Genomic DNA, 12085 nt, shown 5'->3' on the forward strand with positions numbered 1-12085 from the left:
GTTTAGCGAAAAAAAAATTATCATTTTGATTACAATGATCAACAAAAACACAACAAATGGAACTGAGTTCATACTTTGTCAGCAACAATACGAACAATAAAACATCATTTTGCTATCGATAACGACAAAAAAAGGAGATAATATTTAGATAAAAATATCATTATAAAGCTGAGGTAATTTTTTCTAGACAGATATTTGTTCTATTAGAAAATAAAAGCATAAAAAAACGAGTTGTAAAATACAACTCGATTATTATTTAATTGCTATTGTAATATTATGATTATTAACGAATAAATCGATTATAAATAAACAGTAGAATAAAAGCACCTAACGTTGCAGTGATAATACTGCCAATATTTACGCCAGTTGCATGACCTAAACCAATAAATTTACCTACAAACCCTCCGACAAAAGCACCACCAATACCTAGTGCCATTGTCACAATCCAACCGCCACCATCTTTACCTGGCATTAACCATTTTGCTAATGCACCAGCGATTAAACCTAAAATAATCCAAGATAAAATGCCCATTTTCTTTCCTCAATTGGCTAATTTTTTCACTCTCAAGAGAGATGATGTGATTATGGTATAAGTAGACATATATCACACTATTGAGTTCAATAAAAATATCATAATTATATAAATAGCGTTATTGATCACACTTATTCGTTGTGAACTACTAGCGCGTACTTCCTTACTTCAAGTAAAATACAGTCCGCTTTACAAGGGTTAATGTAATAGCATTTACACTCACTGAAATAGAGAATGACGCTTAATGAAATACCAATGGATTTTATTTGATGCTGACGAAACCTTGTTTCACTTTGATGCATTTCGCGGGCTTCAATTGATGTTTTCTCGGCATAATATCGTTTTTTCTAATAGTGATTTTGAGCAATATGAAGCGATTAATAAACCATTATGGGTTGATTATCAGAACGGTATAATTTCTGCGACCGAATTACAAAATATTCGCTTTGAAACATGGGCTGCAGCGCTGTCGCTATCAACAGAGCAACTGAATACTGATTTTTTAAAAGCAATGGCTGATATTTGTACACCATTAGCAGGCGCTAAATCGATGCTCGAAGCATTAAGCCAACATGCAAAGTTAGGCATTATTACTAATGGCTTCACTGCATTACAGGAAATACGTTTAGAGCGTACTGGTTTTGCCGACTTTTTTGATGTACTCATTATTTCAGAACAAGTGGGGATCGCTAAGCCTGACGTTAAGATTTTTGATTATGCATGCCAACAAATGAATATCACTCAGCGCCAACAGGTTTTAATGGTCGGAGATAACCCACATTCTGATATTTTAGGCGGTATTAATGCAGGCATGGATACTTGCTGGCTTAACAGTGATCAGAAACCACTGCCAAAAGGGATTACTCCAACTTATACCATAGCGTCATTAGCTGAATTACAAACCATTTTACTGACTTAAAAATCGATTTTTTGTATTAAAAACTAGATGTCATTATATAACGACTATAATTCAGTTGTTTATATGGCATCTAGCCAGTCAATACTAAAAAAACGTCAAATACTTGTTCATCATGCTTTACAATCCTCTTAATTCCGATTAAGTTTAAACCTCATTTTTCTTAGAGCGTATAGGCTATGTCTCAGAACATTAACAACAATCAGGATGCTATTGCTACAGCTGCTACAGCAACCAGACCGATTGCTTGTACGCTAAAATCTGTCGTCGTCGTCACTTTCTGACGCTGACGGTTAATTTATTCGTCAGTAACGCTGGCGGATATGAGTTTCATTTCTTATTACCTCTCCAGCATACTGACTCACATTGTTCGCTCTGAATAAGGTATGTCATTTGAAAACAAAAGAACTTGCAGCCATTGGTTTTATGACCTTTGCATTATTTCTCGGTGCTGGAAACCTAATATTCCCCCCTCTTATGGCACAACAAGCTGGTGAAAACTGGTTAATTGCTATCGCAGGATTTTTGCTAACCGCTGTTGGCTTACCTGCGTTGACGCTTGTTGTTCTAGGACGGTTATCTTCTGCGGACAAATTAACTGCGGCATTACCAAAATGGATGGATCGTTCATTTTGGTTTTTAGTGTTAACCACACTCGGCCCTGCTTTCGTTTTACCTCGGGCTGTTACGGTTGCCTATGAAATGGGTATTAAACCGTTTTATTCTGGTAATGGCTTAATGGTCTTCTCTGCCGTTTTCTGTGCATTAACATTAGTACTAGCGCTTAAACCAGGGAAACTAGTTGATTATATTGGCAAAGTAATGACGCCAGCACTGATTGCAATGTTAGCATTACTTGCAATTTCTGCGATTATTAATCCTTTAGGCTCTCCAACAGCAGCAATTGAAACCTACCAAAAAGCACCAACGGTTAATGGGCTTATTCAGGGCTACATGACATTAGATGCGATTGCAGCCGTCGCTTTTGGCTGGGTTATTATTCAAACTATCCGTAATACTGGCGTGAAATGTAATAAAGCAATTTCTTACTACACCCTTCGCATTGCACTCATTTACGCGGTTCTAATGTCACTTTGCTACCTTGCTATGGGATATTTAGGTGCGACATCTTCAGATATTGCACCACAAGCAACCAATGGTGGTGAAATCCTTACTCGCTATGCTGCGGGTGAATTTGGCACGCTAGGGCAACTGTTGTTAGCAGCCATCACATTAATGGCTTGTTTAACCACCACAGTAGGCTTAACCAATGCTAATGGTGAATATTATAAAAACACTTACGGTGTAAAATTTAAACTCAGTGCTACCGTGATTATGGTATTAACCGCAATTATTTCTAACGTTGGTTTAGAAACAATTATTAAAGTAAGCCTACCCGCTATTTTAATTTTATGCCCAATTTCAATATCATTAATTATTTCAACCTTTTTCATTCGTAATCACTCAACGTCAGAGCAACGGTGTATTTCGGTAAGTCAGACAATAGTAGTCATAGTTGCAACACTATTTGGTACTATTGATGCGTTAAATATTTTAGGTAAATTGCCAACGCCAATAACCGACTTTGCTCAGTATTGGCTGCCTTTATTTGCTTCTCACGCATCTTGGCTAGCACCTGTCACCATCACTATTTTAATCAGTAAATTATGTACTCGTAGTCATAAAAATCACGATAGTGTCGCTGTAAACTAGTTTAATATAAGTAACCATCATTGTAGGGCTAGATAATATCTAGCCCTTATAATTAACAGTTTTCATCAAAAAAAACACCAACTCACAACATAATCAATCGAAATTATTACCATTACTCAAAATAAACACATCACAATTTACTAACTTGTTAATATTAAACACTTAAATTAGATTTTTTTTACAACTATTAAAAAAAATTTGAAAAAAGTTATTTACAACACTAACTTTTCTTTATATTTTTAAAGTGTAATTCACTCATTCATTAATAGAAGTTGTTAAGTTATGCATTCAACAGCGTTGAAACATAGAGAACAAAAACACTTAGCATCAACCACAGCGACAAACGCTTGGGTTGAAGTTGCTTCTATGACGATAAAAAAAACATCTCGAATTATTTCCGCTTTGATTCTAGTGATTATTCGCTAGGCTGGCGGGCAAGCTTCCGTCAGCCGTTGCTGATGGGAGATAGCTTCAACTCTTCATATCTTCTTTCAGCAAACCTGCGGAACCATTATTAACGAAGTAGCAGCACTATAATACTTATAACATTAAGTCATTAGTTACTGTTCGACATTCACACAATGCAGGTACAACATTTGAAAACACAAGACTTACTCGCTATCGGTCTTATGACCTTCGCACTGTTTCTAGGTGCTGGTAACTTGATCTTTCCTCCTGCTATGGGTTTGGATGCAGGTACATCATTAACATCAGCAATGAGCGGCTTCTTAGTCACCGCAGTTGGTCTACCCGCCTTTACTATTATTGTACTAGGTCGTATTGGTAGCACTAAAAACCTCACTAAAGCACTGCCAAAATGGTTAGCAACTACATTCTGGATTCTATTATTTACAGCAATTGGCCCAGCATTTGGTATGCCTCGTGCAGTTACTGTTGCTTATGAAATGGGATTAAAACCTTTTTTCAAAGCTGATCATCTCATTGCTTTCTCTATTGTATTCTCTGCCCTAACATTAATTTTGGCATTTAAGCCCGGCAACCTCGTTAATTACATTGGTAAAATCATGACACCAGCTCTGATTTTATTATTAGCAGGTTTAGGCCTCGCCGCTTTCTTTTCACCACTTGGTGCACCAGCAGCTCCTTATGGTGATTATCAGCACAGTGCAGTTACCAGTGGCTTAATCCAAGGTTATATGACGATGGATGCTATCGCAGCAGTCGGTTTTGGTTGGGTTATCATTCAAGCAATTAAAGCTAAAGGAGTGGTATCGCAAAAAGGAATCGCTAGCATCTCGTTTAAAGTCGCAATGATCTATTTTGTATTAATGGGAAGCTGTTATATTGCGATGGGGTATGTTGGTGCAACTTCAACCTCAATTGCTACTCACGGAATGAACGGCAGTGTAATCCTTACACGTTATGTTGCTGGTGAGTTTGGAGTCTATGGCCAATGGCTACTGGCTGCAATTATTATCATGGCTTGCTTAACGACTACCGTAGGTTTAACCAATGCCTGCGCTGAATATTACCAACAAACATTCAAAGCTTCATTTGGTTTAACAGCAACAATTATTGTTGTGTTAACAGGTATGATTGCTAACTTTGGTCTCGATGATATTCTTAAGGTGAGTTTACCTGCTATCTTAGTCTTATGCCCAGTTGCTATTGCACTCGTGTTTGCTTCTTTAACAGCTTCTACCATTCATGTTTCAACACTGACTCATTCCTCAGTATTAGTCACTGCCATGGTATTCGGTACTGTTGATGCAATAAGTATTCTCGGTAAAATGCCCGCAGATCTTAACCAGTTTTTTAATGACACATTACCACTATATCAAGCACATGCTAGTTGGTTACTACCAACTCTATTGATCTTATTTGTGACGACTATCATGGCTCGCTTACCCATCGTAGCGCGTAAGTTCAATGTTGTGGATTACCGTTTAGATTCAACGGCTAAAAATTAATAATATCTCTGTGTAACGATAATTGGGGTTATCAATACCAGACTGTATCCCATCATTAATTAGCTATAAAAAAAGCCTCTTACTGCTTCAATAATAAATGAAGAACAGTAAGAGGCTTTTTATTACACAATGATCAACATTACCTTATTCAGGTAAACGTTCACCTGTCATGAATGCGTGCAAAATTTCAGGCGTTAACTCACCTGCTTCTTCTAAACGCTTAAGCTCTGCCACAATTTTCTTTTGGTCATCAATCGATGGAATCGGTAATTCTGGCTCTTTTTCATAATCATCAGGTAACGATAAATTAAGATCGTGCATGGTAAACCCTTGGTTATCTAAATAAATTCTAACTTTCGTGATTATACACTGAAAATTGTCTAGAGTTCAGCTTTACCATACCACGGTAAGCTCAATTACAATGAAGCTTGATGCTGAACAATTAATCGATCCATTGTTTCCTGAGCGCGTAGTTGAGCATGTTCAAATGTCTCTTCTTGGCTCATTGGCTCAACAACTTCATAATAACATTTCAATTTAGGCTCAGTACCTGACGGACGAACAACAACGCGCGCACCACCTTCAAGATGATAAATTAGTACATCGCTAATTGGTAAATCAATTGCTTCAACCGATCCATCAGCAAAAGTGCGCAATGAGGTTTTAAAATCCTCAGTGCTATGAATAGCCAACCCTGCAATCGCCTGTGGTGGCGTTGCACGTAGTGAATCACCGATTGGCGCAGCGGTTGGATCAAGCGCAATGCTACGTTGGGCATTAATATATAAACCATATTCACGATAAATCGCTTCAAGTTGATCCCAAACAGTTTGACCTTTAGCAGATAGTTCAGCAGTTAGTTGTGCAAATGCTACTAACGCAGATAATCCATCTTTATCCCATACGGTATTGCCAATGGTGTAGCCTAAAGCTTCTTCATAAGCAAATAAGAACTGATGATCAGCCGTTTGACGTTCCATTGCAACATTAGTGAGCCATTTAAAACCCGTTAATGTTTGATAATATTGTGCGCCAAGGGCTGTAGCGATTTTACCAAGTAATGTTGATGAAACAATGGTATTACCGACTAAGCTAGTTGAAGCTTGCGCCTGGTTAAGCAAGTAATAACCAAATAATGTACCAACTTGATCACCAGTTAACATCTGATACTCACCATCAGCACAGCAAACAGCAACTGCAAAACGGTCAGCATCAGGATCATTAGCACACGCTAAAGTTGCCCCATGCAGTTTCGCCTCAGCGATAACGAGGTCCATTGCCCCTTGCTCTTCAGGGTTTGGAAACTTAACCGTTGGAAAAGCACCGTCTGGTTCACGTTGAGCTGCAACACTGTAAACATGTTCAAACCCTGCATCAGCTAATAATGTTTCAGCCATATCAGCACCAACACCATGCATTGCTGTATAGGCAATACTAATATCTTGCGGGTTATGATGATTATTCAATAATGGGTTCGTATTTATTGCCTTACGATAATCTTGATAATAAGCATCATCAAGCCATACTAATAAACCTTTGGCTTCTGCTTCAGCTAAATCCATAAGGTGTAATTCAGATTGGGTAGCTTTATCAATTTCAGCAGCAATACCTGCGTCATGAGGTGGAATGATCTGCGCACCATTATTCCAATACACCTTAAAACCATTATAAGCCGGTGGATTATGACTCGCAGTCACAACAACTGCGGCTGCAGTATGTAAATGCTTAACACCAAAAGCCACAATCGGTGTTGCCGCAACTTTGGTGGTGAGATAAACCTTAATACCTTGGGCTGCTAATGCTGCCGCTGTATCATGAGCAAATTGACGCGAATCTGGGCGGCCATCATAACCAATAACAACACCTTTATGGGCAGCGGCACTATCTGTACGTAATAGATACTGGCCAAGTCCTGTTGCTGTTTCTTGAATAACTAACCGATTCATACGATTAGGTCCTGCACCAACCACACCACGTAAGCCTGCAGTCCCAAACTCTAAGCGTCCATTAAAACGATCGGCTAATTCAGCAGTCGCATTATCGGCAACTAATTGTTGTAATTCTTGACGTGATTTAGGGTCAGGGTCACGTTGTAGCCAACGCGTAATTTCATTATTCATTGTTGTTATCCTAGTACGTTTATCATCATCACAACTCAATAATAATGACTGGGTCATTTATGAGACCGCAGACACTACCATCGTACATTTATTTATCATTACCATCGGATCAGCAATGCAAATGATAAATACTCTCATTAAAATATGCCCTATTTCATTGAATTACAACTGCCTTTAACCAACATTTGATTCGCAAACGATTACCTATATCAATACACATTGATGCTTTTCGTGAACTCTTTTAAAACAGTAATACCAAAAACATCCCTTCGCCAAATATTTTAGGTATAAAAAAAGCCTCTAATGAGGCTTTTTCCATTTAGCGCTATTTACCACATTAGATCGTCAGGAATAACAAAATCTGCATATGGATCATCATCATCAATAATACTTTCATCAACCACATTATTAAGCACAATTGACTCTTGATCACGCAGAGCAATTTTATCCGCTACAGACGCAGGAATAACCTCGTAACCATCAAGGTAACGTGCAATAGCAAGACGACCATTCACTAATTGTGCTTGCATTAGCTTATCAACATAGATCTTCTTAACCGTGGTACCATCAGTAAAGTTATAACCAATATCCCCGCTATTACGATCTAAGCGATTCATTTCAATCAACTGTTTTACTTGCGCTAGAAATGCTTTTTGTTGCGCATCTTCATCTCGCTGACGATTAAGCTGTTTGTCTTTCTCAAGCTGAGAGATTCGGTTCTCCTCAACAGCAGCTTTTGCTTCTTTAGCTTGAGTTCGCGATTTCTTAGTTGTCTTACCCGCTTTTTTTAGCTTTTTCTTATCAATAAGACCAGCTTTTAGCATTTGCTCTTGTAGGCTTAGCTTTGCCATTGAAACTCCATCAATTATTCGTGACGATGAGTGATTATTACACTTATAGATTTATGACGACTATTATCCCTGTTTGGTCTAAAACAGGTCAAGCATTGCTACACATAGATGTAGTCATTAGTTACACAAACACCAAGACCAAACAACAATACAACCTCATAAGCAACCATGCTGCAAATGCATCTAAAATACATTTTTAGCATTAAAATGTCAGAAAATGCTGATAATTTAATCTGTTTTTTGTATTATTATTAACAACATACTTATTAATAGCCATCAGTAATAGACTCAACAGGGAATATAACATGAGCTTATTAAGTTTTGTGCGTGACATCAGTATCACGATTTTTAGTAGCCGCATAATGAGCTTATCAAGCAAGGAGTCTTAGTCATGGATATGGTAGAAATAGTTCGTCTTGGTGCACAGTTTTTTAATCAATCACGTGCAAATACCCAAGCTGTTGATGAAAATAGTATTTTTTCAGCACTCTCTCATTTATTAGACGGTGATGATCAAGCTCAACACGTAAACCTCCAGACTGTTATTAAAGCGCTCAATCAAGCAGATTTATCTAATATTGCCAACTCTTGGCTAGGTAACGAAGTTAATGCTAAGATTTCAGCGACAAATATTGCCACTATTTTTAGTACCGAGAAACTTGCCACATTTGCTTCTGAACTCAAAATGTCAGAACAAGATGTCATTTTAGGTCTACAAGATGCATTACCAACCATGATTGATCAGGCAAGCCCTGGGGGTGATATTGATCATAACTTATTAATTCAGCCTGTTGGTGAAATTCATAGCATTGATGATTTAATGGATATCAATAACCTTAAGAGCCTTGCTTCAACCATTTTTGGTAAAAAGTAACAATGTTAGTATTTATAATCCGCAGTTAATGTTTACTCACGACTCTGCGGATTATACTTGCTGAAAATCATAGACTGACCCCAATTTTAAAATATAGGTTAATTCGTCTAATGCAGTATAAGACTGCAATAATAATGACGGATCAGCTAAATCAGCTTCCACTAATCGATCTCGATAATGTAAATCAACCCATTCTCGTAAGCGTTTAAATAATGTATCTGTTAATAATACTGCAGGGTTAACCGCTCGCTGCTCTTGCTCGGTTAATACGACTCTTAAACGTAAGCATGCTGGTCCACCACCATTACACATACTCTGACTTAAGTTAAATAAATCAATTCGGTTAATACCAACTCGCGCTTGTAATAATTGTTGTACATACTGCCATATGCGTGGGTTACGTTGGCACTCTTGCGGTAAGATCAAACTGACATCACCATTTGGTAAAGTCACTAATTGCGAATTAAATAAATAACTACTGACAGCATCATCAACACTTACAACATTGTCAGGTACTTCTATAATAGAAAAATCCATTCCCATTTTCTGCTGTAGCTGCAGATAAACATCAGCTTGATTTAAAAAAGCATATTGATGACAAAACAATACTTGCTGATTAGCAACTGCAATTACATCATTATGAAACACACCTTGATCTATTAATAACGGATTTTGTTGCGCCATCACCACTTGTTGTGGGTCTAACTGATGTAACCGTGCAATAGCAGCACTTGCTTCATATGTTTGACGTGCAGGATACCGTGTAGGTGCTTGCTGATGATGATCAAACCCATAACGTCCAAACACAAACATCTCGACACCTTGCTCACCATGATGCTCACAAAAACGCATGTGATTAGCTGCGCCTTCGTCACCTAATTGTTCTGATGAAGGTAGTGGTTGATGATGACAAAAATGATTCTCGTCGTTAAATATAGCAGCTAAAATTCGAGCCGTTGTTTGGTTCTCAATAGAACGATGAAAATGGTTAACTAAATTAGCAGGGGTAAAATGTATACGACGATCATCTGTATCTGCCGAAGGTGAGACTGTTGCAGCGTTAGCGGCCCACATACTGGATGCTGAGCAGCAGCTTGTTAATAACTTAGGTGCTTGCTGTGCTGCTTGCTGTAATACACAACGATCACTACCATAAAAACCGAGTCGCCGTAACACCTGTATATCTGGCCGCATTTGAGGTGCAATAACGCCTTGTATAAGTCCTAAATTAGCCAATGCTTTCATTTTATCGAGGCCTTGTAGTGCTGCTCTTTTAGGATTTGATACTTGCTGACTATATGTAAGCGAGGCAATATTACCTGTAGATAAACCACTATAATTATGAGTGGGTCCGACTAACCCATCAAAATTAGCTTCATATGCAATCATCCACTTCCTCCATGATATAAGTCGTATCTCTTTACTATTATAGTCTCCTACTATTTATAGTATTTCAGCATAGGTTAAGATCTAATAGTTTATGATACCTATAAGTAATATTTAGCATTGTTTCCGTGACTAACTCAGCTTTTCTATAAAAAATCGTTAAAAAACGCCATTTAATTATTGCGTAAAGGCATCAACATCCTTTAAAATTAACTCATCCGATGAGTCTTATAAGTATTTTTTATAAAAAATACCAGTTGTGCTACTGTAAATAATAGCTACAATGCCTTGCCCCAAACCCAAGCGCGGCATTTCAAACTAAGGTTATGCTCTATGAAAGTAAAAGTAGTCGATTTTATCAAACGTAAACGTGAAGTGTTATCACATCACCCGTTTGAATTTAAAGACTGGCTATCCCCATCAATCCGTGACTATTGGATTGAATTTCTCAATAAAGCCAATAGCAGCCATTTTGCAACTTGGGTAAAAGATCATAACCTCGTTTCTATATCTAACGGTGAAGCTGTCTCTAAACCTATTATGGTTGAGATGCACCCAGAAGCTACCAAAGTAATGAATGAGCTCACAGCATCGTTAGGCGAAGAAATTCATGTTGGCGAATGGCTAACAGTTGATCAGCTACGTATTAATAACTTTGCGAATGTTACCGACGATCATCAGTGGATCCATACTGATCCACAAAAAGCAGCAGCAGAATCTCCTTTTAAAACAACCATTGCACATGGTTTTTTAACGCTTTCACTTCTATCAGTATTAACTGACAGTGTTGATCCTGCGAGCCCAAAATTTCCATCTGCCAAAATGACAGTCAATTATGGTCTTAACCAAGTTAGATTTCCTTACCCAGTAAAAACAGGCGTTAATATTCGCGCCAGAACAAAAATTCAGTCTGTAACACCAATTAAGCGCGGTCTAGAAATCGTTCAAGAGATTACCGTTGAAATCGAAGGTTGTCGTCGTCCTGCATGTGTTGCTGAATCAGTTATGCGGCTTTATTTTTAATTTTAAGCAATCCCTATTCCCCCAAAAAGCCGAGTCATCGGCTTTTTCTCTATTGACAAGAACTCAACCAAAAAAGCAAAAAAAAGCATTCAATTCATTATGTTATTTATCTTTCTTCTTTTCCTATCTTAATGATCTTATAGTGTAAAACCTAACTTTTCATTAATAGTCATTTACCTAGTGAAGAAGGCTGGTATGGTAGCCGAATATTTTTTGGTTAGGTATCATTATGAACAAGTGGATAAAATTCATTCCCCTCATTTTATTAATTGGCTATTTCATCACGTATGATGTTTTTAACCAAGTAAGTCAACCAACACCAGCAGAACAAACAACGAACAATCAGTAACTAATCTATAAATAACTATATTTTATATTATAAATAGCTTAGAGGTAGCATGGTGATCAATCCATGCTCTTACTGACTACCATTTACTGCATTTATACCCCTCAAGCTTCAACTCTGTACCATTTCGTTTTAACTATATTTCTTCACCCATACATCACATAATTACTATCAATAAATAACATATAGTAACCTTAACTTGCAATTATCGTTCTTTGCATTCAAAAATTGTGATGCTATTCTTATTTTATGATCTAGAAAACAACAAGATTCTCTAGGCGAGCCATAATTAAAAACATGTTACCAAATCACATTTGTTCCAGTTTATAGGATGTGATTTGGTTTTTTTATTTATAACCCCTACAAAAATTTTCTCTTCTGTATTGACCGCTT

The 12085-nt window shown here is 37.5% G+C and carries 10 protein-coding genes; 5 read left to right on the top strand and 5 right to left on the bottom strand.

The window, feature by feature from the left end; all coding sequences use genetic code 11:
* Window positions 1-283: 283 nt before the first annotated feature.
* Window positions 284-532 (bottom strand): GlsB/YeaQ/YmgE family stress response membrane protein, encoded by a 249-nt coding sequence (locus tag PPBDW_RS17900; RefSeq protein WP_036791071.1) that lies wholly within the window; start codon window positions 530-532, stop codon window positions 284-286.
* A gap of 244 nt (window positions 533-776) precedes the next feature.
* Here PPBDW_RS17900 and yjjG point away from each other — a divergent pair, with 244 nt between their 5' ends.
* The 3 genes from yjjG to brnQ (PPBDW_RS17915) all read left to right on the top strand — a co-directional run bounded on the left by yjjG (window position 777) and on the right by brnQ (PPBDW_RS17915) (window position 5092).
* Window positions 777-1451, top strand: a complete 675-nt coding sequence (yjjG, locus tag PPBDW_RS17905) for a pyrimidine 5'-nucleotidase (RefSeq protein WP_036791074.1) — start codon at window positions 777-779, stop codon at window positions 1449-1451.
* Window positions 1452-1874: 423 nt separating this feature from the next.
* Window positions 1875-3161 (top strand): branched-chain amino acid transport system II carrier protein, encoded by a 1287-nt coding sequence (gene brnQ, locus PPBDW_RS17910; RefSeq protein WP_036792889.1) that lies wholly within the window; start codon window positions 1875-1877, stop codon window positions 3159-3161.
* Between the two features lie 596 nt (window positions 3162-3757).
* Entirely contained in the window at window positions 3758-5092 is a 1335-nt protein-coding gene (gene brnQ, locus PPBDW_RS17915; protein WP_036791076.1) for a branched-chain amino acid transport system II carrier protein, read from the top strand.
* 144 nt (window positions 5093-5236) lie between these two features.
* Here the strand turns inward: brnQ (PPBDW_RS17915) and PPBDW_RS17920 are convergent, their stop codons facing one another.
* From PPBDW_RS17920 to PPBDW_RS17930, 3 genes are all read right to left on the bottom strand, one after another.
* Complete coding sequence (locus PPBDW_RS17920) at window positions 5237-5413, bottom strand: ATPase (protein ID WP_036791078.1); 177 nt, start codon at window positions 5411-5413, stop codon at window positions 5237-5239.
* Between the two features lie 95 nt (window positions 5414-5508).
* Entirely contained in the window at window positions 5509-7212 is a 1704-nt protein-coding gene (locus PPBDW_RS17925) for a phospho-sugar mutase (RefSeq protein WP_036791080.1), read from the bottom strand.
* Window positions 7213-7541: 329 nt separating this feature from the next.
* The gene (locus PPBDW_RS17930) at window positions 7542-8063 is read right to left on the bottom strand and encodes a DUF2058 domain-containing protein (RefSeq protein WP_036791082.1); all 522 of its coding nucleotides are present in this window, start codon (window positions 8061-8063) and stop codon (window positions 7542-7544) included.
* 391 nt (window positions 8064-8454) lie between these two features.
* Between PPBDW_RS17930 and PPBDW_RS17935 the strand changes: the two genes are divergently transcribed.
* Window positions 8455-8937, top strand: coding sequence for a YidB family protein (locus PPBDW_RS17935; protein ID WP_036791083.1), 483 nt, complete (start codon window positions 8455-8457; stop codon window positions 8935-8937).
* Between the two features lie 51 nt (window positions 8938-8988).
* Here PPBDW_RS17935 and astB read toward each other — a convergent pair whose 3' ends face one another.
* On the bottom strand, window positions 8989-10326 hold the full coding sequence (astB, locus tag PPBDW_RS17940; RefSeq protein WP_036791085.1) for an N-succinylarginine dihydrolase: 1338 nt from the start codon (window positions 10324-10326) through the stop codon (window positions 8989-8991).
* A 330-nt stretch (window positions 10327-10656) separates the two neighbouring features.
* On the opposite strand from astB, the gene PPBDW_RS17945 reads away from it, so the two are divergent.
* A complete protein-coding gene (locus PPBDW_RS17945; RefSeq protein ID WP_036791088.1) occupies window positions 10657-11346 on the top strand; it encodes a MaoC family dehydratase in 690 nt (229 codons plus the stop codon).
* Window positions 11347-12085 lie beyond the last annotated feature (739 nt).

The sequence above is a fragment of the Photobacterium kishitanii genome, from assembly GCF_000613045.3.
GTDB lineage: Bacteria > Pseudomonadota > Gammaproteobacteria > Enterobacterales > Vibrionaceae > Photobacterium > Photobacterium kishitanii.

Bases quoted from the DNA above. Each gene is read 5' to 3' on its own strand.
- PPBDW_RS17900 (WP_036791071.1), bottom strand. From the start codon at position 532: ATGGGCATTTTATCTTGGATTATTTTAGGTTTAATCGCTGGTGCATTA.
- yjjG (WP_036791074.1), top strand. From the start codon at position 777: ATGAAATACCAATGGATTTTATTTGATGCTGACGAAACCTTGTTTCAC.
- brnQ (WP_036792889.1), top strand. From the start codon at position 1,875: ATGACCTTTGCATTATTTCTCGGTGCTGGAAACCTAATATTCCCCCCT.
- PPBDW_RS17920 (WP_036791078.1), bottom strand. From the start codon at position 5,413: ATGCACGATCTTAATTTATCGTTACCTGATGATTATGAAAAAGAGCCA.
- PPBDW_RS17925 (WP_036791080.1), bottom strand. From the start codon at position 7,212: ATGAATAATGAAATTACGCGTTGGCTACAACGTGACCCTGACCCTAAA.
- PPBDW_RS17930 (WP_036791082.1), bottom strand. From the start codon at position 8,063: ATGGCAAAGCTAAGCCTACAAGAGCAAATGCTAAAAGCTGGTCTTATT.
- PPBDW_RS17935 (WP_036791083.1), top strand. From the start codon at position 8,455: ATGGATATGGTAGAAATAGTTCGTCTTGGTGCACAGTTTTTTAATCAA.
- astB (WP_036791085.1), bottom strand. From the start codon at position 10,326: ATGATTGCATATGAAGCTAATTTTGATGGGTTAGTCGGACCCACTCAT.
- PPBDW_RS17945 (WP_036791088.1), top strand. From the start codon at position 10,657: ATGAAAGTAAAAGTAGTCGATTTTATCAAACGTAAACGTGAAGTGTTA.